This is a genomic window from Streptomyces sp. NPDC006516, from assembly GCF_040611875.1.
Lineage (GTDB): Bacteria > Actinomycetota > Actinomycetes > Streptomycetales > Streptomycetaceae > Streptomyces.
In genome coordinates, this window is record NZ_JBEXPD010000001.1 from 310,796 (window position 1) to 331,843 (window position 21,048).

At 73.9% G+C, this 21,048-nt stretch carries 17 protein-coding genes; 6 read left to right on the forward strand and 11 right to left on the reverse strand.

Annotated features, from left to right (window positions below):
• Window positions 1-152: 152 nt before the first annotated feature.
• Entirely contained in the window at window positions 153-524 is a 372-nt protein-coding gene (locus tag ABZY45_RS01390; protein WP_356734900.1) for a hypothetical protein, read from the forward strand.
• Window positions 525-601: 77 nt separating this feature from the next.
• A complete protein-coding gene (locus ABZY45_RS01395) occupies window positions 602-2,074 on the forward strand; it encodes a S28 family serine protease (protein ID WP_356734902.1) in 1,473 nt (490 codons plus the stop codon).
• Window positions 2,075-2,119: 45 nt separating this feature from the next.
• Here the strand turns inward: ABZY45_RS01395 and ABZY45_RS01400 are convergent, their stop codons facing one another.
• The 3 genes from ABZY45_RS01400 to ABZY45_RS01410 all read right to left on the reverse strand — a co-directional run bounded on the left by ABZY45_RS01400 (window position 2,120) and on the right by ABZY45_RS01410 (window position 5,685).
• Complete coding sequence (locus ABZY45_RS01400) at window positions 2,120-2,710, reverse strand: hypothetical protein (protein WP_356734904.1); 591 nt, start codon at window positions 2,708-2,710, stop codon at window positions 2,120-2,122.
• A 111-nt stretch (window positions 2,711-2,821) separates the two neighbouring features.
• A complete protein-coding gene (locus ABZY45_RS01405; RefSeq protein ID WP_356734906.1) occupies window positions 2,822-4,678 on the reverse strand; it encodes a glycoside hydrolase family 3 protein in 1,857 nt (618 codons plus the stop codon).
• A gap of 98 nt (window positions 4,679-4,776) precedes the next feature.
• A complete protein-coding gene (locus ABZY45_RS01410; RefSeq protein WP_356734908.1) occupies window positions 4,777-5,685 on the reverse strand; it encodes a LysR family transcriptional regulator in 909 nt (302 codons plus the stop codon).
• Window positions 5,686-5,855: 170 nt separating this feature from the next.
• Here ABZY45_RS01410 and ABZY45_RS01415 point away from each other — a divergent pair, with 170 nt between their 5' ends.
• The gene (locus ABZY45_RS01415) at window positions 5,856-6,755 is read left to right on the forward strand and encodes an EamA family transporter (RefSeq protein ID WP_356734910.1); all 900 of its coding nucleotides are present in this window, start codon (window positions 5,856-5,858) and stop codon (window positions 6,753-6,755) included.
• A 1-nt stretch (window position 6,756) separates the two neighbouring features.
• Here ABZY45_RS01415 and ABZY45_RS01420 read toward each other — a convergent pair whose 3' ends face one another.
• The 7 genes from ABZY45_RS01420 to ABZY45_RS01450 form a co-directional block, all read right to left on the reverse strand.
• Window positions 6,757-7,545 (reverse strand): sugar phosphate isomerase/epimerase family protein, encoded by a 789-nt coding sequence (locus ABZY45_RS01420; RefSeq protein ID WP_356734912.1) that lies wholly within the window; start codon window positions 7,543-7,545, stop codon window positions 6,757-6,759.
• Between the two features lie 111 nt (window positions 7,546-7,656).
• Window positions 7,657-8,229 (reverse strand): GAF domain-containing protein, encoded by a 573-nt coding sequence (locus tag ABZY45_RS01425; RefSeq protein WP_356736538.1) that lies wholly within the window; start codon window positions 8,227-8,229, stop codon window positions 7,657-7,659.
• A gap of 4 nt (window positions 8,230-8,233) precedes the next feature.
• On the reverse strand, window positions 8,234-9,115 hold the full coding sequence (locus ABZY45_RS01430; protein WP_356734914.1) for a S8 family serine peptidase: 882 nt from the start codon (window positions 9,113-9,115) through the stop codon (window positions 8,234-8,236).
• Window positions 9,116-9,118: 3 nt separating this feature from the next.
• A complete protein-coding gene (locus tag ABZY45_RS01435; RefSeq protein WP_356734916.1) occupies window positions 9,119-12,247 on the reverse strand; it encodes an adenylate/guanylate cyclase domain-containing protein in 3,129 nt (1,042 codons plus the stop codon).
• A gap of 86 nt (window positions 12,248-12,333) precedes the next feature.
• The gene (locus ABZY45_RS01440) at window positions 12,334-12,579 is read right to left on the reverse strand and encodes an aroma-sacti cluster domain-containing protein (protein ID WP_356734918.1); all 246 of its coding nucleotides are present in this window, start codon (window positions 12,577-12,579) and stop codon (window positions 12,334-12,336) included.
• Complete coding sequence (locus ABZY45_RS01445) at window positions 12,576-13,310, reverse strand: iron-containing redox enzyme family protein (protein ID WP_356734920.1); 735 nt, start codon at window positions 13,308-13,310, stop codon at window positions 12,576-12,578. The genes ABZY45_RS01440 and ABZY45_RS01445 overlap by 4 nt, the downstream gene beginning before the upstream one ends.
• On the reverse strand, window positions 13,307-14,392 hold the full coding sequence (locus ABZY45_RS01450; RefSeq protein ID WP_356734922.1) for a radical SAM protein: 1,086 nt from the start codon (window positions 14,390-14,392) through the stop codon (window positions 13,307-13,309). Before ABZY45_RS01450 ends, ABZY45_RS01445 begins: the two co-directional genes overlap by 4 nt.
• A 360-nt stretch (window positions 14,393-14,752) precedes the next feature.
• Between ABZY45_RS01450 and ABZY45_RS01455 the strand changes: the two genes are divergently transcribed.
• The 3 genes from ABZY45_RS01455 (at window position 14,753) to lanKC (ending at window position 19,118) form a co-directional block, all read left to right on the forward strand.
• Window positions 14,753-14,911 carry a hypothetical protein gene (locus ABZY45_RS01455; protein WP_329037437.1) on the forward strand — a complete coding sequence of 53 codons (159 nt, stop codon included), beginning with the start codon at window positions 14,753-14,755 and terminating at the stop codon, window positions 14,909-14,911.
• Window positions 14,912-15,085: 174 nt separating this feature from the next.
• Window positions 15,086-16,405, forward strand: coding sequence for an MFS transporter (locus ABZY45_RS01460; RefSeq protein WP_356734925.1), 1,320 nt, complete (start codon window positions 15,086-15,088; stop codon window positions 16,403-16,405).
• A 73-nt stretch (window positions 16,406-16,478) separates the two neighbouring features.
• A complete protein-coding gene (gene lanKC / locus ABZY45_RS01465; RefSeq protein ID WP_356734927.1) occupies window positions 16,479-19,118 on the forward strand; it encodes a class III lanthionine synthetase LanKC in 2,640 nt (879 codons plus the stop codon).
• Here the strand turns inward: lanKC and ABZY45_RS01470 are convergent.
• Window positions 19,105-20,988 carry a BTAD domain-containing putative transcriptional regulator gene (locus tag ABZY45_RS01470; RefSeq protein WP_356734929.1) on the reverse strand — a complete coding sequence of 628 codons (1,884 nt, stop codon included), beginning with the start codon at window positions 20,986-20,988 and terminating at the stop codon, window positions 19,105-19,107. The genes lanKC and ABZY45_RS01470 overlap by 14 nt on opposite strands.
• Window positions 20,989-21,048 lie beyond the last annotated feature (60 nt).

Below are 21,048 nucleotides of genomic sequence, written 5' to 3' on the forward strand. Positions count from 1 at the left end.
ATGGCCCCCTTCTCGCGTCGTACACCCATGCGTACATGTGTCGGGTGAGGGTCAGAACGTTCGATGGAACGGGTGGGGTGGACGAGGTGGCGAGACCGATGAGGTCGTCGGGACGGCCTGAGCGGCCGGGGTTCCGGGGGGCCGGACGGCGTGTGGCGGTGACGCTCCTCGTCCTGCCGCTGCTGGGATCCCTCGGTCTCGTCCTGGGGCCCACCGGAGCGGCGCCCGCGCAGGCCGCGTCCGGCTGCTCCGGGCGGCTCGCCAAGACGGTGAAGTTCGCCACCGGCACGCTGCGCGTCTACGAGACCCGCTCCTACGCGTGCGCAGTCACGGTGGCCAAGAAGCCGGGCGCGCGCCGTTCGATGAGGGTGTCGATCCAGCCGCGAGGAGGCCGGGCGGTCGTCGACAGTGGCAAGTTCACCCAGCTGGCGGGCCCCGTCAAGGTGCACGCGCTCAACCGCTGTGTCCGCGCCTCCGGTTCCGTCGGCGGCTCCTCCGCCTCCACGGGATGGATCCTGTGCTGAGGTGCAACTGGGTCTGGCGTGGCAGGTGTTACCCCCGCTAGGTTCACGGCGTCTGTCGTGAATCAAGGGGAGGGTGCATGCGCAAGGCGCTCAGGGGCATTCTGTCGCTCGCGGTGCTCATCGGCACAGTGAGTGCGACCGGAGCCTCGGCCGGTGCGGCCACCGCCGCAGAACCGGCCGCGAAGCAGAACAGCGGCTCGACCAGCAACAGCGAGGACATCAAGGACCGCATCCTGGCCATCCCGGGGATGAGCCTGATCCAGGAGAAGCCGTACCCCGGCTACCGCTTCTTCGTCCTCAACTACACCCAGCCGGTGGACCACAGGCACCCGTCCAAGGGCACCTTCCAGCAGCGCATCACCCTGCTGCACAAGGACACGACCCGGCCGACGGTGTTCTTCACCAGCGGCTACAACGTCTCCACCAACCCCAGCCGCAGCGAGCCGACCCAGATCGTCGACGGCAACCAGGTCTCCCTGGAGTACCGTTTCTTCACCCCGTCCCGCCCGGCTCCCGCCGACTGGTCGAAGCTGGACATCTGGCAGGCCGCGAGCGACCAGCACCGCGTCTTCACCGCCCTCAAGAAGATCTACTCCGAGAACTGGCTCAGCACCGGCGGTTCCAAGGGCGGCATGACGGCCACCTACTTCGAGCGCTTCTACCCGAAGGACATGGACGGCGTCGTCGCCTATGTCGCGCCCAACGACGTCAACAACAACGAGGACTCGGCGTACGACCGCTTCTTCGAGAACGTCGGGACGAAGGAGTGCCGCGACCGGCTGAACGGCGTCCAGCGCGAGGCCCTCGTCCGCCGGGAACCGCTGGAGAAGAAGTACGAGGCGTACGCCGCCGAGAACGGCCTCACCTTCAACACGGTCGGCACACTGGACAAGGCGTACGAAGCCGTCGTCATGGACTACGTCTGGGCGTACTGGCAGTACAGCCTGCTCGCCGACTGCGACTCCATCCCGGCCGACGCCCCGAACGCCACCGACCAGGAGATCTGGGACTCGATCGACGGCATCTCGGGCTTCTCCGCCTATGCCGACCAGGGCCTGGGGACCTACACGCCGTACTACTACCAGGCCGGCACCCAGCTCGGATCGCCCGACATCGAGCAGCCCTGGCTCGGCGACCTGAGCCGCTACGGCTACCAGCCGCCGCGCAACTTCGTGCCGCGCTCCATCCCGATGAAGTTCCAGCCGTCGGCGATGCGGGACGTGGACAGCTGGGTCAGGCACAACGCCACGCGCATGCTGTACGTCTACGGCCAGAACGACCCGTGGGGCGCCGAGCCCTTCCGCCTCGGCCGGGGCGCGCGTGACAGCTACGTCTACACCGTGCCGGGCGGCAACCACGGCTCCAAGGTCGCCGGGCTCGTCGCCGACGAGAAGGCCGCCGCCACCGCGGCCATCCTGCGCTGGGCCGGGGTCGCGCCCGCGGCCGTCGTGGCCGATCCCTCGCAGGCGAAGCCGCTCGCGAAGTTCGACGCGCGGCTGGACAAGCGTGACGCTGAACTCCAGCGGAACCAGGGCACGCTGCGGCCGTAATCCCGGCCGCACGTCCCGAAGTGGGCTGGGTCCGCCGGGTGTCGTTCACACCCGGTGGGCACAGCCCACCGGTCTGTCCCCGCCCAGCCGCACGTACAGATCCGTCGTACCGGGACAGAGCGCGCGCCGTGCCACCGCCGAACCGATCTCGAACTCCGCCGGCCGCTCTCCCGATCCGTCGCAGGCGGTCTCCCTGACCTCGCCCGCGTGGAAGCCGTGGACGCAGTCCCCGACGACCGTCAGCGGACCGCCGCCCTGCCCCGGATCGCCCGGGTGCGGAGGCTCCAGGTTGCGCATGCAGGCGTAACCCCGGGGAGCGGCAGGGCCGCCCCCGGAGATGTGCAGGAGGAAGTCGGTCGTGGACGGGCACGCCGGGCCGTCCGGCGGAGCGCCGGTGTGGCGGGCGAGCACCCGCGCCGCCGCCTTCTCGCTCCCGCACGAGACCTCACGGACCACCTCGCCGCGCGTACTGCAGTCGGCGGGTCCCAGGAACTGCCCCCCGTGGCCGGAGGGCGAGGCGCCGCCGCCGGGCGCGCTCGACGGGGTGCCCCCGGACGGCCGGCAGGCGCCCAGCGAGAGCGCCGCCACGACAGGCAGGAGGGCGCACCACACCCGCGCGACACGGCGCTTCTCCATGGACGACCCCCCTGGTTCGTCCCGGAGGACGTGTGCCCAGCGTGACCCGCCGGAGCGGGCACACGCCAGGCGAACGGGGGGCTTTCAGCTCATCGGGTGGTCATCAGGTGGTCATCGGGTGGGTGAGGCCTGCCTCCGGTACGACAGCCCGTAGCCGACGGGGTACAACGCCTGCGCGGGAGCGTCCGCCCGCTGCACCGGCACCGGCAGCCTGCCCTCCGGTTCGGCCCGTCCCGCGATCACCCGTGCGGCCGCCCGGAGTTCGACGTCCGTCCAGGAGTACGAGGCGAGACCGGCCGCGTAGCCGGTTCCGGCCAGCTGCGCGATGTCGTACGGGTTGCGGATCGCGAGCGTGATCACCGGTACGCCGGTCGCCACGAGCGCGCTGACCAGCGTGCGCTGGGTGCTGGTCGCCGAGACGTTGTACGTGCCCACGACCACCGCGTCCTTGCCCTGTGCCGCCGCCACCGCCTCGGCGATCTTCGCCTGGGAGGGGGCCGTGCCGGTGGACAGGGCGGTCGCGGTGTAACCGAGCTCCTCGAACGCCCCGGCGAGCGTGCTCGTCGGGGGCCCGGTCGTGCCGGAGGGCGAGGCGGGATCGGCGCCGACCACCAGGAGGTTGCGGTGGGAACGGCGGGAGAGGGGCAGCAGGGAGCCGGTGTTGGCGAGCAGGGTGGTCGTCCGCTCGGCGATCCGGTCGGCGGCGGCGAGGTGCGCCGCGATGCCGACGGTGCGGTCGACACCCCGGTGGGTGACGTACGGATCGCGGAACAGGCCGAGCTTCGCCTTCAGGCGCAGGATGCGCAGGATCGATTCCTCGATGCGGGCCTCGCTGAGCTCGCCGCTCTTCACCGCGTTCAGCACGGCGTTCCAGGCGACCTTCAGATCCGGCGGGTTCAGCAGTTGGTCCACGCCCGCCAGCAGCGCGAGGACGGGGACGCGGTCGTCGCCGTACTTCGTGCGGACGCCCTCCATGCCCAGCGAGTCGGTGACCACGACACCGTCGTAGCCGAGTTGCTCGCGCAGGATGCCGGTGAGGATCGGGTGGGACAGGGTGGCCGGGTCCTCGGCCGGGTCCAGGGCCGGTACCACGATGTGCGCCGTCATGATCGAGTCGATGCCGGCGGCCACGGCCGCCCGGAACGGCGGCGCGTCCAGCTCCGACCACTGCTCCCGGGTGTGGTGGATGACGGGCAGGCCGGTGTGGCTGTCGGTGCTGGTGTCGCCGTGACCGGGGAAGTGCTTGGCCGTGGCGGCGACACCCGAGCTCTGATAGCCCTTCACCTGCGCGGCGACCAGGCCGGCCACGGACTCCGGGTCGGAGCCGAAGGAGCGTACGCCGATGACGGGGTTGGCCGGGTTGACGTTGACGTCCGCGTCCGGCGCGTAGTTCTGCCTGATCCCGAGGGCCGCCAGCTCCGCCCCGGCGATCCGGCCCGCCGTGCGCGCGTCGGAGCGGGATCCGCCCGCGCCCAGCGCCATCGCGCCCGGCAGCAGTGTCGCCGGCTCCCCGACGCGGCACACGATCCCGTGCTCCTGGTCCGTGGAGATGATGAGCGGCAGCGGGGTGGGCCCGGCGAGCCCGGCCCGCTGGATGCCGTTGGAGAGGTCCGCGATCTGGTGCGGGTCCCGGGTGTTGTGCGCCCAGGCGAAGTAGATGATGCCGCCGACGTGGTACGTGGAGATCAGTTCGGCGGCGTCACGGACTCCGATCTCGGCGAGGTTGGCGTCGATGTCCGCCTGGGCGGGCGCGGTGGCGGAGTGGCCGTACACCCGCATCACGAAGAGCTGGCCGACCTTCTCCTCCAGGCTCATCCGGGCGATGAGCCGCTTGAGAGCGCTGTCGGAGGACGGGCTGGACTCCGCTGCCCGTGCGGCCCCGGGAAGGGCGACGGCGCCGGTCGCCGCGGCTGCGGCGGTTGCTGCGGTGGCGGTGAGGAGGGTGCGTCTGGAGGTGCGGTGGTGCACGTGAGCCCCTTCCGGTGCTGAAAGAAACTTCCAAGAAGGTACGGATATATGGAAAGTAACTACCAGTCAAGAGGATGGTACGAGAAACGCGCGACAGATCAGGAGAGGCCCGCCGCCGTGCCCCGTCCGCGCAGTACGGACACCGCCGCGATGATCGCGGGCCGCCGCGCCGCCTCCTCGCGCCACAGGGCGTACAGCCGTCGCACCGGTACGGGATCCAGGCGCACCGCGACCACGCCGGGCGGCAGCGGCCCCCGGCCCAGACGGGGAATCATGGCCACGCCGAGACCGGCGGCGACCAGGGCCAGCTGGGTGTGGTTCTCCTCCGCCTGGTGCCGGATGTCCGGCTCGTATCCCGCCGCCCGCAGCGTCCGTACGAGCCAGTCGTGGCACACCGTGCCGGGCGGCTGGCACACCCACCGCTCCTTGGCCAGCTCCTCCCGCCGCACCGCGTCCCGGCCGGCGAGCGGGTGCCCCTCCGCCACCAGCAGATCGCAGAGGTCGTCGCCGAGCACCGCCTGGGCCACCCCCTCCGGCGCGGGCAGCGGTGAGATGTCCCAGTCGTGGGCGACCGCGAGATCGACCACGCCCTTGGCCACCAGATCGACCGAGAGGTGCGGATCGACCTCGGTCAGCCGTGCGTCCAGCGTCGGGTACTCCCGCCCCAGCTCGGCCAGCACCCCCGGCAGCAGGCCGCGCGCCGCCGAGGCGAACGCGGCGATCGACAACCGGCCCGTCGGCAGTCCCCGGCGCTGTTCGAGTGTCGTCTCGGCCTGCTCCACGATCGCCAGCAGCTGCTGCGCGGTCGCCGCGAGGTGCAGGGCGTCCTCGGTGAGTGCGACCCCGCGCCCACGCCGTTCGAGAAGCGTCGTGCGGGTCTCGCGCTCCAGCTTGGTGATCTGCTGGGAGACGGCCGAGGCCGTGTAGCCGAGTGCGGCGGCGGCACCCGCGACGGAGCCGTGGACGGAGACGGCGTGCAGGGCGCGCAGCCGGGACAGGTCGAGCACCGGGGACCTCCGGGCGGACGGCGGACGGCGGCAGTGAGCCGGCGGATGAAGGACGGGGCGCGGGGAGCGGGGGCGCAGGGCGCGCGGAGCGGAAGCATTAGCAGCGCTCAATCCAACCATGAAGAAATCCGCGCTGGTGCTACATGGTCCCGGCGTCGGATGCTCGGAGCATGCGTCCCCTCCACATCGCCCTGGCCGCGCTGGTCGCCGCCGTCTGGGGCGTGAACTTCGTCGTCATCGAGCTCGGTCTCGCCCACTTCCCGCCGCTCCTCTTCTCCGCCCTGCGCTTCCTCGTCGCCGCGCTTCCCGCGGTGTTCCTCGTGGGGCGGCCCACCGTCGCGTGGAAGTGGATCATCGCGGTGGGGCTGGTCCTGGGGGTCGCCAAGTTCGGGTTGCTCTTCATCGGGATGGACCGGGGGATGCCCGCCGGGCTCTCCTCCCTCGTCCTCCAGGTCCAGGCCGTCTTCACGGCGCTGTTCGCGGCGGCCGCACTCGGTGAACGGCCGGGCCGGACACGGGTGCTGGGGATGGGGGTCGCCCTGGCCGGCATCGGCGTCGCAGCCGTCGACGAGGGGGCGGGCGGGCCCGTGCTCGCGTTCGTCCTCGTCGTCGCGGCGGCGGCCTGCTGGGGGGTGTCGAACGTCCTGACGCGCAGGGCCGCGCCGCGCGACTCCCTGAACTTCATGGTCTGGGTGTCGACGGTGCCCGTACTCCCGCTCCTCGCCCTGTCCCTGCTCTTCGAGGGCTGGGACCGTGACGCGGAGGCCCTGGCGGCGCTCGACTGGAGCGGGGTGGGCATCATCGTCTACGTCGCGTGGATCACCACGGTCTTCGGCTTCGGGGCCTGGGGCTTCCTCCTGCGCAACCACCCCGCCTCGTCCGTCGCGCCGTTCACCCTGCTCGTGCCCGTCTTCGGGATGTCCTCGGCGGCGCTCTTCCTCGGCGAGTCGATCAGCCCCCTGCGCTGGTGCGCGGCGGCGCTGCTGGTCGGCGGGGTGGCGCTCACCTCCCTGGCCAGGCCCCGCGCGGCCGTGGCGCCGCTGCCGGAAATCCAGGAGGCGCGGACCTGACCTACTGCTTCGGCGCGCCCAGCCGGAGGATGTGCTCCCGGCCCGCCGCCAGCAGCTCCGGGAGTTCGGCGGCCTCCGGATACCACCGCTTCTCGTACTCCCAGCACACCCAGCTGTCCTGGTCCAGCGTGTCGAGGCACGCCTTCAGCGGCAGCACCCCCGCGCCGAGCGCCAGCGGTGTGGTGTCCTCGGCGGAGGCGATGTCCTTCACCTGTACGTATCCGAGGTGCGGCGCCAGCACCGCGTGGGTGGCAGCGATTTCCTCGCCGGCCAGCCAGGTGTGCATGACGTCCCAGATCGCGCCGATCTGCCCGTGCCCGACGGTGCCCACCACCCGCGCGACGTCGGCCCCGGCACGGTGCGAGTCGTGGGTCTCCAGGAGGATCCGTACGCCCAGGTCCGCCGCGTGCGGAGCGGCGGCCCCCAGACGGCGCGCGGCGATCGCGTCGGCCTCGGCCGGGTCCTGGTCGCCGCCCCCGGGGAACACCCGGACGTACGGGGCGCCCAGGTCGCGGGCCAGCTCGACCAGCGCGGCGAGCTCCGCGAGCACCGGCGCGTCCTCGCCCGCGGCGGCGACCCGCACATAACCGGCGACGGTGAGGATCTCGACCCCGCCCCGCTTGAACTCCTCCACCACGGCGGCGCGTTCCAGCGGTCCGAGTCCGGGGTGCACCGGCTCCTCCGGGTGGGCGCGCAGTTCGACCCCCTGGTAACCCTGCCCGGCGGCGAGCCGAACCACGTCCGCGATGGGCATCCCCGGCACTCCGAGGGTCGAGAAAGCGAGCTTCACGATCTGTGTCCTTCCACTGGGGGCCGGCGCGGGACCGGCCCCGGCACTCACCCGGCTCCTGCCCTGCGGAACCGGCCGTCACTCCCGCGCGGCGCCCAGCGTACGGCCCTCTCAGCCCGTGCCCCGCAGCAGCCGCTCCAGGCTGCCGAGCAACTGGAGTGCGTCCTCCCGGCGTTCGCCCTCCAGCGCCCATCCCGGCTCCGCCGCGTGCGGGGCGAGCACCCGGAGCGCCGCCGCGGCCTGCCGGGCGAACATCGCCAGCAGGTCCAGTTCGCGGACGCCCGTCCGGGCCTGCGGGGACGGGTCCAGCACCTCCAGCACCCCGAGGACCCGGGCCTCGCTGATCAGCGGGGCGGCCATCAGGGCGTCAGGGACGTACTCGGTGGACTCCGCCAGCGAGCGGTCGAACGCGGTGTTCCGGCTCAGGTCGTCCACCACCATCGGCTCACCCGAGGTCGCCACCCAGCCGGCGATGCCGCGTCCCGCGGGGAACCTGCGCCCCACCAGGAACTCCTCCCCCTCGCCGGAGACCGCCTGGAAGACCAGCTCGTCCGCCTCCTCGTCCAGCAGGCAGACGGAGCTGGCCGCCGCCCCGAAGATCGCCCGCGCCACGTCGACGACCGACTGGAGCAGCTCGTGCCGGGCGGCGTCACCCGGGGCGTGGAAGGACGGGGAGGGAAGCATGGCGTCAGTTCTCGGAGTCGTCACGGGTGTCTCCTGCCGCTGTGGAAGGACGCGGGTCCGCGTGCACGTTGGCCGCGGAGAGGTAGAGGGCGCTCTTGAGCTGGAAAGCCGTCATCCTGGGATGCCCGGACAGGACGCGGGCACAGAGCCCCGCGACGTACGGGGTGGCGAAGCTGTTCCCGGTGGTGCGGATCGTCCGGCCGCCCAGCCAGGGCACGGACACGTTCTGTCCCGGTCCGAAGAACTCCACCGGGGGCTCCGGGTTGTAGAGGTGCAGCTCGTCGTCCTCCTGGTGGCTGCCCACGGAGATCACCGAGGCGAACCGCCAGGGGAAGCTCTCCACCGGCGTGTTGTGCGCCGAGGCGACAATCACCGTACGGCCGAAGTAGGCACGGTCGGCGAGACCGTGCAGCTCCGGGGCGAAGCGGGTGCGGGTGGTCGAAAGGCTCAGGTTCACCACGTCGAAGCGCTGCTCCACAGCCCAGCGGAGCCCTGCCATCAGGACGTCACCGGTGCCGGAGAACCGCTCGCCCAGGACCCGGACGCTGTGGATCTCGCAGTCGGGAGCCGTGCGGCGGATGATCCCCGCGCAGGCAGTGCCGTGCCCGCAGGTGTCGCCGGTGGTGGTCGGCTCGACGGTGATCGCCCCGCTCTCCGGATCCTTGACCACCACCCACGAACTCTCCACCGGGCCGACCAGCGGATGGTCGAGCTCCACACCGGAGTCCACCACGCACACCCGCACCCCGCGGCCGGTCGCCTGCCGCGCGGGCAGGCCACCGGGCGGCCCCTCGTCGGCGGGGACCGGAACGTCCTCGGGGCCCCGCCCGCGCAGACTCCAGGTGAGTCCCTGCCCCGGTACCGTGCCTGTTCCGACGGTTCCCATCGGTCAGCTCCTCTCCGTCGTGGTGACCATGGCCTCGTCCGGCACACAGCCGGCGGCCCGGCGGGCCCCCGGCAGATGCCCCTTGCTCACGAAGTGCTCCCGCGCCGCGCGCGCCGAGGCCAGCGCCGGAGCGGGCCGCCCCAGCGCGAACAGCGTGCGGGCCCGGTCCAGTTCGGCCGTCGCCCGGACCAGCGGGGAGTCCGTGAGCAGCGACGCCCGCACGGCACGGTCCGCGTGGCCGGCCGCCTCCGCCGGACGCCCGTCACCGGCGGCCAGCCGGCCCCGCAGCCCGTCGAGGTCGACGGCGTCGGCGGGGCTCAGCTCCGAGGGCTCCCCGATGCCCGCGATCCAGGCCGCCGCCCGCCCGAGCCGGCCCTCGTCGACCTCGATCCGGGCCGCGTCCAGCGCCACCGCCGTCCGCAGCCCCGCCGCGTCGGCGCGCCGGGCGGCCTCGTCCGCCGTGGCCAGCAGGTCCAGGGCCGCGCCGCCGTTACCGAGCAACGCCTCCACCGCGGCCCGGAAGACGGGCAGGAACACCTCGGCCTCGGCGAACCGCAGCTTCCCGGCCAGCCGCTGGGCCTCGGAAAGGCAGGCGTGTGCCTCGCGGGGCCGGTCCTGGAGCGCGTACAGCACCGCCAGGGGGCAGTTCAGGGTGAGCCTGACCGTGGGGCGGCCCTCCCCGTGTGCCGCCAGCAGGGCACGGCAGCGGGCCACCGCCTCGGGGGCGGGCACAGGCCCTCGCCACAGGGAGATTCCGATGGCGCCGAGAGCGCCGGCCCGTTCCGGCTCGGCCTCGGCCAGGACGGCCTGCTCCAGGGCGCGTGCCTGGTCGCGCTCCGCCTCCTCGTGCCGGCCGGCGCGCTGGAGGTGCTGGGCGAGCCGCAGATGGGACCTGGCCCGGCCGACCGCGTCGCCCGCCGCCTCGAAGACCGGCAGCACCGCACGCGCCGTCGCCGTCACCCCGGGGCCCGGGCCCGAAGGGTCCAGCACCGCGAGCGCCAGCCTGGCATGCGCGGACTCCACGGAATCCGAGTCCAGTTCGCGCACCTGGCGCAGGAGCCGGGCCCCGCTCTCGGTCTGCCCGAGCGCGACCCGGACCTCACCGAGCCTGCGGACCGAGCCCACGTCGTCCGGGTCCAGCTCGACGGCCCGCTCCAGCAGGTCGCCCGACCGGGCCAGGTCGGACCGCGAAGCCGCCTGGGCCCCGGCCCGGCCCAGCGCGGCGGCGGCACGGCCGCGCAGCCGTGTGGTCAGGTCGTCGAGCAGTCCGAGCTCCGTCCGGTAGCGGCAGGCCCGTTCGAGGTGGCCGCCCACGGCGCCGTCGCCCGCCCGCAGCACCCCGGGCAGCTCGGCCGCCCAGGCGTGACGGTCCGCCTTGGCACGCTTGGACAACGACGCGTACGTCACCTCGTGCACCAGCCCGCTGCTGAAGCGGTAGGCGGACGGCGCCCGGCCGGGCCCCGGCTCCACCAGCCGCCGCCCGGTGAGGGTGACCAGCACCTCCTCGATGCGCCCCAGCGCGTGCGCCCGGTCCGGCGAGGGGAAGTCCACCGCCGCCGGCCCCCGCAGTTCCGCCAGCCGCGCCGACGTCTCCAGCAGCAGTAGTTCGGCCGATGTGAACTCGCGGCCGATCACGGCGGCGAAGCCGACCATGGTCCGCTCGGCCCTGGCGAGCGCCCCGATCCTGGCGCCCAGCAGGGCCTGGAGGGTGGGTGGCAGCCCGGAACCCTCCATACGGCCACCGACCAGGAGCTGTTCCAGGTAGAGCGGATTGCCCTCCGCGCGGGCGAGGAGCCGCTCGTCCACGGCTCCCGCGCCACCGTCCAGCCGGGCCAGCAGGCCCCCCAGCCGCACACTCTCCTCGCGGGTGAGTCCCGCGACCTGGAGGCAGTCCGCGGGGTCGGCCGTGCCGTCCGGGCGGCCCACACAGACGATCAGCACACCCGCGGGCCCCGAACCGTCCGCGAGGCGTTCCAGGGTGCGCGCCAGTAAGGGCGCCGCCTCATGCGTGTCGTCCAGTACGAGCACCAGGGGCCGCTTCCGGGCCACCCGGCCCAGCACCGTCCCCAGCGCGGTGCACATGTCCTCGAACGGGGCGTTCGGAGTGCCGTCGCGCAGCAGACCGGCCGACAGCAGGGTCATCGCGTCGCCGTCCGCCGGGCCGGACGCAGGCGGAATCTCCTGGGGGGCGGCGAGGGCCGGCAGTGCGCGCAGGGCGTCGGCGAGAGGGGTGAGCGTGCCCTGTTCGCCGTGGCCGCGGCACCGGCCGGCGCCGTAGGAGATCTCTCCGGATGCGGACCGCCGAGCCAGCCATTCCCGTACGAGCCGGGTCTTGCCGATGCCCGGCTCGCCGACGACACGCAGCAGTCCTGTCCGCCCTCCGCGCACCGCGTCCGACAGGGCCGCGTCCAGGGCCGCCTGCTCGGAGTGGCGTCCGACGAACGGCACGTCGAAGCGGCGCAGCAGCTCCGGATCGTCCGCCCCGAGGGCCAGCAGCCGGTAGGCCTCCACGGTGTCCTGCTTGCCCTTCAGCCGGAGCGGTCCGGTGGGCTCGGCGGAGACCGTCGGCCCGGCCGCGAGCAGAGTGTCGGGGCCGAGGAGGATCTCGCCGGCCCCGGCGTGCTGTTCCAGGCGCGCCGCGATGTTCACGGTCTCGCCCGACACCAGCGCCTGACGCGCCGTCGCGTCACCGCCCGCCACCACCTGGCCGGTGTTGACACCGACCCGGGTGGCGAGCGTGATGCCGAGGGTGGCGTCCAGCTCCTCGTTGAGCGCGGCCAGCGCCTCCCGCATGCCGAGCGCGGCTGCCAGCGCCCGCCGGGCGTCGTCCTCCCGCACCACCGGCACCCCGAACACCGCCATCACGGCGTCGCCGATGAACTTCTCCGGAGTGCCGCCCCGGGCCACGATCTGCGCGCTCATCGCCTCGAAGTACCGCAGGGTGACCGTGCGCAGGGTCTCCGGGTCGAGCACGCCCGACAGGGCGGTGGACCCGACGAGATCGCAGAACAGCACCGTCACCGGCTTGCGTTCGTCCTCCCCGGGCGTGGCGGAGGCGGCGCAGGGAGTCCCGCAGGACGAGCAGAACCTGGCGTTCTCCGGCAGGTCCTGGCGGCACGTGGTGCAGGTCATGACGTTCCCTTCTCTCCGGGGGTGGGGCCGCGCCGCTGGGCGGGGGCGGGGCCGGCGCACCGGCACCGCCCCCGCCCGGGAACCACTCAGAACAGGGCGCCGCCGGCGATCTCGCCGTGTGCCTGGACCTCGGGTTCCACCGCGTCCAGCCGGCTCTTGATGTCGAGCAGCACGGCGAGCTCCTCCTCCGTGAGTTCGCTGAGCACGAGGCGCTGTTCGTCGGTGAGCAGGTCGACCGGCAGCCCCGCCTCGTACAACGCGGCGGGCAGCGACGGCTGTCCACCGTCTCCGGGCGCCCTCGGGGTGCCGTCGCCTTCGGATGGTCGGGTCATGGGGTGACTCCCGTCGGTGAGGAAGGTCCGGCCCCCCGGGGCGGCGGTGCCGCCGCGGAGCGCCCGAGCCGGACGAACAGCGTGGTGAGGGCGTCGAGGGAGTGCATGGCGCTGACCGTCACGTCCGACTCCTGGTCACGGGTCAGCGGCAGCCGGTCCAGCAGCGCGTACAGCTCGTCCAGGTGGCCCGTGTCCAGCGCCGCGTGTTCCCGTACCGTTCGCAGGGCCGCCTCCGGCAGACCGGTCGCGCGCGCGATGCGTGAGGTCAGGTCCGGGGCGGGCGCGTATCCCTCCAGCACCGCCATGTAGCCCAGCAGCGCCACCGGGTGGTGGTGCTCGACCCAGTAGTACTGGGAACCCGCGAGCGCGGCGACGGCAGGCGACGGCATCGGGCCGAGCGCGTCCCCGGGCGGCGAGCCCGCCGCCTCGACGTCCTCGAGCAGCCAGGCGTCGTGGCCCTCCTCCTCCTGGATGTGCTCGCGGAGGTACGCCGCGAGCGGACCGCCCAGCGGGTCACCCCCTGCGTCCAGCAGCGTGGCCCGCTCCAGGGCGCGTTCCATCAGCGGGACGGAGGCACGCACCACGGCGTGCATGGTGCACAGATAGCGCCGGTAGCGCGGCAGCAGCTCCTCCGCGCGCCACATGTGCTCCATCGCGCCCAGCAGTTCCGCGTCCAGCAGCCGGAGCGTGACCCGCAGCCGCGCCGAGGAACTCGGCCCGTGCGTACTCATCCGGCACCGTCCCCGACGGGAACGCGGGCCAGGACCAGGGGCGCGTACGCGGCGCAGCCGTGGTGCCGTACGACACCCACCGCGCCCTCCGCCGCCCCCCGCCGCGCCGCGACCAGGTCCAGCAGCGCCCCGGCGGCCCCCGACGCCACCGAACGGGCCTCGTCCGCGACCCGGTTCCCGGAGCCCAGGGCCCGGCAGCCGTCACAGTACGAGGCGCCCTCCCGCGACACCCCCGCGCGCGCCGCCAGATGGGCGGGGCCGACCGTGCGGATCATCCGCAGCACCGGTGACTCCAGTGCCCGGCCGCGCACGGTCGCCCAGTCGTCGGTGCCGATGTGCCCGAGGTACAGATGGGCGGGAGCGGGCCGCAGGTCCACGGTGTCCTGGTTGCAGCAGGCGAGCACCGCCCCGTCGAAGGCCACCACCGGCCAGGCGGCCATGGCGCACGGGGAGACCGTGCCGGGCTCGGGGGCGGTACGGGCGGGCGCGGCCCAGGAGGCCGCCCTGCCGAACGGCCGCACCTCGTTGACCAGCGAGGGGACCTGGCCGCCGAACTCCGTGTCGACGGCGCGGGTGACGTCCGCGAGGTAGGGGTCGTCGGCCCCCGTACCGGTCAGGTGGAAGCTCACCGCCACACCCGTCGCCCGGATCCGGTGCACCGCGCGGAACACGTCGGCCCGGGGGATCTCCCGCTCGTGGTGGGCGTCGAGGCTGGCGGAGAAGTGGTCCACGCCCCCGATCGCGTGCAGGACCGGCGGCGGGATCTCCCGGGAGCGGGCGAAGAACATGCCGCTGAGCAGCGCCGTACGCGACCCCGCCGCGCGGGCCCGGGCGCTCAGCTCCTCGACGAGCGCCGGCATCAGCAGCGGTTCGCCACCGGTCAGCATCACCACGTCGGGACGGTTCGCCCGGGTGAACGAGCCCACGAAGCGCACCAAGGCGCCCGCGTCCGGTTCCTCCCGCGCGGTCAGGGACGATCCGGTCGAGCAGTGGGCGCAGCTCAGCGGGCAGCGCCGGGTGAGGCCGAGCAGCAGGCCGGCGGCGGGGAAGGGCCGCCGTCCGACGAGTTCGCCGAGTTCCATGCGGGACCGCCTCCTTCGCGGGGCCGGAGCGTGCGCGCCGTGGGTCCGTGGCTCGTGGACCCACCGGCGTGCGCGGAAGTGCCTCCAGGCTGCGGTGCGGTGGTTCGGCGACGGTCCACAGATGCTTCAGGAGCGGTATGGGCGCAGCTCAGGAGGGGGCCCGCACGCGCCGCGCGGCCCGGGGACGGTACGGGAAGCCGTCCTGAACTGGGCCGATACCGGCGCCATACCGCTGCCGAAGCGTTCGCCAGGCGGTCCCTCCTAACTTTCTCGGCAACGGCAGGCAACGGCCCGCCGCACCGGAACCCGGCATCTCAGGGCCCCCGGAACCAGTGCAGTCACGAGTGGACGGAGACCATCATGGCCGAGAACACCAAGCCCGCCGCCGACGACAACAACGAGGAGACCCCCGAGGTCGAGGCGCACTCCGTACTGGACCTCCAGGAGACGGCCAACAAGGAGATCGAGGCCCCCGGCGGCAGCTGCGTCAGCGTGATCAGCGTCGTCCTGGCGGACTAGCCGGACGCACCGGGCGGCGCCGCGGCGGGCAGCTGCAGGAACTCCCGCCGTGGCGCCCGGCCGGCCGGTGATGTGGGGCGGTTCCGTCGTGACGGAGCCGCCCCGCCGTCGCTTCCGCGGCCCGGACGGGCCCGCACCCCTCGTCACGACCCAGACCGTCCCCGGGAGTTCACGATGACCACGCCGCTGCGCGGCAACAGGGATTTCCGGCTGCTCTGGCTGAGCGGCCTCTTCGCGGTCCTGGGCGGGCAGATGAGTGCCCTCGCCCTTCCGTTGCTGGTGCTCAAGGAGACCGGATCGGCGGTGCAGGCCGGAGCCATCGGGACGGTGTCCGTGGGAGCCGTGCTGATCACGATGCTGCCCGGCGGGGTGATGGCCGACCGTGTCGAACGCCGCCGGCTGATGCGGATCTGCGACGTCGGCAGCCTGATCGTCGTCACCGCGCTCACCGCGGCCGTCTGGTCCGGGCACGTCCCCATGACACTCGTCCTGCTCGCCGCCGCGGCGGGCGCGGTGATCGGCAGCGTCTACGGGCCGGCCGTCTTCGGCCTCATGCGCGCGGTCGTCCCGGCCGACCAGATGGGCACCGCCACCGCGCGGCTCCAGGCACGCACCCAGACCGCCCGGCTCGTGGGGCCCCTCGTCGGGGGAGCGCTGTTCGGCGTCCACCCGGCCCTGCCGTTCGCGGCCGAGGCGCTGGGCCTGCTCCTGTCGACCGTCTGCGTGGCCCTCGTACGCACCCGCTCCCGGGCCAGGGCGAAGGCGGGCGCCGTGTTCAGCCGGCGCGAGCTCCTCGCGGGCCTGACCTTCCTGTGGGGCCTGCCCTATCTCCGTACGGTCCTCCTCGTGTTCGGCCTGGGCATGAACTTCGCGTTCGGGGCACTCACCTTCACCGCCCTGACCGCGTTCTCCGACGGGGGCGCGTCAGGCGTCGGCGGCGGTTTCGTCCTCACCTGTGTCTCAGCCGGGGCGCTGTCCGGGGCACTGCTCGCGCCACGGATCAGCCCCGCCCGGCACTCCCGGATCCTGATCGTCGCCACCTGCTGGACCTGTGTGGCGGCCGCCGGGGTGATGGCCTGGATCAGCCGGCCGCTGGTGGCGGGGCTCATGTGCGCGTTCTGCATGTGCCTGTCGACGATCGCCAGCATCGGATTCCTCTCGAAGCTCCTGGTCGTGACCCCCGAGGAGCGGGTGGGCCGGGTGCAGAGCGCGGCGGGCTTCCTGTCCTCCATGGTCCAGCCGTTCGGGCCGCTGGCCGGGGGCGCCCTGCTGACCGCCTTCGGCGCCCGCTGGGCGTTCGCACTGACCGGCTGCGTGCTGGCCGTCTCCGCCCTCGTGGTCACCTTCGCCCGCTCGGCGCGGACGGAGCCGTCCCCGCACCGGGCTGAGGAGCCCACCCGCCCCCAAGAGCCGGGGAGCGGGACCGGCACCGAGCCCACGGTGGGAGCGGACCACGCGCCCGCGGGCGCGAAACCCTCCGCCACCGGGGACTGATCCGCGAACCGGGGCCCGCCGCCCACCGACACCGTCCGCCGCTCCTGCGGGCTTCGAGAAGAGAGAGCCGAGCGTGCCAGGCATCCAGGAAACCCAGCTGTACTGTGTCGCCGACCGTACGTACTTCGACACCCCGGCCCGGCTGCCCGACGCGGAGTCGCGCTACCGGCTCGACACCGATCCGCCTCCGGCGGGCTGGCGCCGTGAGGCCGTGGGCCTGTGGACCTCGCTGGTGCCCGAGCACGTCGAACCGGCCGAACAGGGCTGGAAGATCCATGTGTCCACCGTCCCCGGTGAGGCCGAGGCCACCCTCCGGGACACCGCACGGATCTGCGTCCGCCACGGTGTGCCCTTCAAATTCCTGCGCAGCGAGAAGGCGTTGCTGCTGGTGGCGGGCAAGTACATGAACCGCAGCGGCGCGGGCAAGTTCATCGCGGCCTACCCGCCCGACGAAAGTGTGTTCCTCGCCCTGGCCGACGAGCTGTCCCGGACACTGGCGGGACGCAGCGGCCCCTACATCCTCAGCGACCTGCGGATCGGTGACGCGCCGGTCTACACACGCTACGGCGCCTACGTCCCCCGCTGGTGCGCCGACGCCGAGGGCCGCCAGGTCCTCGCCCTGCGCGACCCCTCCGGGAAGCTCGTCCCCGACGAGCGCGGCGTGGTCTTCCGGATGCCCTCGTGGATCGAGGTCCCCGCCGCCCTGCGGCCCCACCTCGCGGCGCGCGCCGCCGCCCGCGACGACACCTTCCCCTACACCGTGACCGAGGCCCTCCAGTTCTCCAACGCGGGCGGGATCTACCTCGCCCAGGACCGGGGGACGGGCCGGCGCGTGGTGCTGCGCGAGGCGCGCCCGCACTGCGGTCTCGACGCGACGGGCGACGATGCCGTCACCCGGCTGCACCGCGAGCACCGGGCGCTGACGACGCTGGCCGGACTGGACTGCGTACCCGAGGTGTACGGGGTGCGGACCGTGTGGGAGCACCACTTCCTGATCGAGGAGCACATCGAGGGGAACACGCTGCTGGAGGAGATCGTCGCCCGCTTCGCCCTCGTACGCGGCGCGGACTCGGCGGAGGAACTCGCCCCCTACGTCGCATGGACCGAGTCGGTGACCGGGCAGCTCTCCCGGGCCCTGGAAGCGATCCACGCACGCGGGCTGCGCTTCGGTGACCTGCACCCCTCCAACATCATCGTCCGGCCCGACGGCCGGATCGCGCTCGTCGACTTCGAGTACGCCACCGCCCTCGACGACGCGACGACCCCGCTGGCCGGTGCCCAGGGCCTCCAGGCACCCCAGGGCACCCCCGGGGCGGAGGCCGACGCCTATGCGCTCTGGGCGACCTGGCTCGCCATGCTGATGCCGGTCATGGAGATGGCCGGGCTGGAGAGGGCGAAGGCCCTCACCCTGGAGAGCTGGGCCCGCCGGCGCTACGGTCTGCCGGCCGGAGCGGGCCCCCGTCGGCCCCGGCTGCTCAGCGGCCTGGACGCCTCACGACGGCGCGAGGCCGACGTCGCCGCTCTGTTCGAGGGGCCGGAGGTGGACTGGGCCGGGATACGCGCCGGGCTCCTCGCCGGCATCCACGCCGGAGCCACACCCGGACGTGCGGACCGCCTCTTCCCGGGCGGCCCCGGCCTCTTCGCCACCGGCGGCACCGACCTCGTGAACGGCGCGGCGGGCGTCCTGTACGCCCTGCACCGGGCCGGCGCCCCCGTCCCCGTCGAGTGGACCGACTGGCTCGCGGCGGCGGCGCTGCGCCGGGACCCCGCCGGGGCGGCCGGGCTCTACGACGGGCTGCCCGGCGCCGCGCTGGTGCTCTGCCTCCTCGGCCGCACCGGGCAGGGCCGGGAGGTGTGGGAGCGCGCGACGTCAGCCGGAGCCGCGACCGCGTCGGCCGATCTGTTCACCGGCCGGGCGGGCACCGCGCTCGCAGCCCTCCGCATGGCCCGCCTGGACGGTACGGTTCCCGACCCGCGCCTGGTCGACAGCGCCCTGCGCACGGCCAGGGAGCTGGACCTGCTGGTGCGGGGCGAACACGTGGACGGCCTGCGTGTGCCGGAGTCGGCCGGGCTGCTGCGCGGGCTGAGCGGCGCCGCCCTGCTGTTCCTCGAACTGCACGCGCTGACCGGTGAGGAATGGCTGCGCCGGGCCGCCCGATCCGCCCTCGTACGTGACGCCGGGCATCTCGTCACCATGGACGACGGCTCCCTCCAGGTGAAGGACGGCCGACGCCATCTGCTCTATCTCGGCCAGGGCAGTTCGGGGATCGCGCTGGTCGCCCAGGCGTACACGGCCCGGCAGGAGGACGAGGAGCTGAGCGCCCTGATCCCGGGCGTGGCCCAGGGCTGCGCCATGGAGTTCGTCCGTGAACCGGGACTGTTCACCGGGCGGGCCGGCCTGGCCGCCGCGGCCGGCCAGCTCGACCCCGTGACCCGCACCGGGCCCGGCGTCCTGGCCTCCGTACGCAATCTCGCCTGGCACCTTGTCGCCGACGGGGACCGGCTGCTCGTCCCGGGCGCGACGCTGCGGCGCTTCTCCGCCGACCTCGGCACCGGGGCGGCCGGGCTGCTGATGGCCCTGCACTTCCTGTCCGGAGGCCGCGACGGGGGCGCAGCGGCCTCCCGCGACGGGGGCGCAGCGGGACGTAACCCCGACGTCCAGCAGGCCGGGGAGGCCCTCCCCGGCCTGCTGGACCTGCTCACCCTCGGCTGAGGAGGCGGGAAGCGCCGCTTCCGGGGGCGAGCGCCGGCTGCCGTGCGCCGGCCGCCTCCGGGCCCGCCTCCTCGCGGGCGTACAGACGGAGCAGCCGCGGCACCTCGTACAGCGCGGCGTGCGCGGTGACCTCGCCCGAGGGGGAGGTCACCGCACCGCTGCCGATGAGTGACTCGACCGCGCGTATCGTGCCCCGCTCGTCGCGGTCCAGCGCCGCCATCGCCCGCTCCAGCGTGAATCCGCCGTCCTCCGGAAGCCCGGCGATGCGGACCAGCGCCCCCCGGTCGCCGGTGCCCAGGTCCCGCCAGCACGCGGCCAGCCGGGAGCGTACGGACACGTCTCCGGCCACCAGTTCCTCCAGCGCCCCGGCCGGATCGTCGAGCCGGTCCGCGTACTCCGCCAGGGGGAGGTGGCGCAGCACCGCGAGGCGCATCCCGCTCACCGCCACCGCCAGGGGCAGGCACCCGCACGCCCGCACGACGCGCAACGCTGCGGCCGGGTCCGTCCGCAGACGGTGCCGGCCGATCAGCGTCCCGAGCAGCGCCAGGGCCTCGTCCTCCCCGGGCACGGCGAGCGCTGTCCTGTGCACCGCTTCGAGGCCGGTGAGCTGACTCCGGGAGGTGAGCAGCATCGAACACCGCCCGGACCTGGGCAGCAGCCCACGCACCGACGCCTCGTCCGCCACGTCGTCCAGCACGATCAAGGCCCGGTGCCGCGACAGCCAGTCCTGCCAGGCGGTCTCGGCCTGTGCGGGATCGGGCAGGCCCCGCCCGGCCACCCCGCACAGCCGCCCGAGCTCCTCCAGCACGTCGTTCCGGGCGCGGGCCACGCCGTTCTCCTGACGCGCCCGGACGTGGATCCGCCCGTCGGGGAACCGGTCCGCGAGGAGGTGCGCCGCCCGGACGGCCAGGGCCGACTTGCCCACCCCTGCCGGGCCGGAGACGACCAGCACCGCGCCGTCCGGGTCCCCCGACACGTCCAGCAGGCCCGCGAGTTCGTCCTCCCGGCCCGTGAAGTGCCTGCTGTCCGCGGGGAGCGAGACACCGCCCGCCGCGTTCCGGGGAGCGGAGGCGCGCGCCGCCCGGCCCTCTCCCAGCATGGCCCGGTAGAGGCCCGCCATCGCCGGACTCGGTTCCAGTCCCAGCTCCCGTGCGAGCAGTTGCCGGTAGTCGTCGTACACGGCCAGCGCCTCCGCCTGACGGCCCGTCTGATGCAGGGAGTTCATCCACGCGGCGCGCAGCCGCTCCCGGAAGGGGTGGCGCTCCACCAGGTCCCTGAGTCCGTCCAGCGCGACCCCCGCACGGCCCGTCTCGATCTCGGCCTCTGCCCAGTCCTCGTAGACCGTGAGACATCGGGCCTCCAGACGCTCGGCCTCCTCGGCCACCCCCGCGGAGTCCCGGAGGTCGTGCAGCGGCGGACGTTCCCCCCACAGGTCAAGGGCCTCCCGCAGCAGCCGGGCGGCCGTGCGCAGGTCGCCCCGCTCGCCCGCCGCGCGGCCCGCCCGTGCCAGCGTCCTGAAGCGCAGGGTGTCGAGCTCGCCCTCCTCCACCCGCAGCCGGTAGCCGCCGCAGTCGTGCACCACCCTGCCCCGGTCGTCGCCGTCCACGGCCCCGAACAGCGCACGGGCGGCGCTGACATAGACCTGCAGGTTCTTGCGCGCCGTCCGTGGCGGACCCTCCGGCCACACCACGTCGGTCAGCACGTCGACCGGCACGGGGGTGTTGGGCCGGGACAGCAGGGTGGCCAGCACCAGCCTCTGCTTACGTGGCCCGAGCGGCAGCGGTCTGCCGTCGATCACCGCCGAGAGCGGCCCGAGCAGGGAGAAGTACACCGCGCCGGGCGCGCCGGGGCGGACAGGGGGAAGGGGCATCAGCGGGCCTCCTGGCCGGGGGAGGGGCGACGATCTGCCGTACTCCGCCGATGCTGCCGC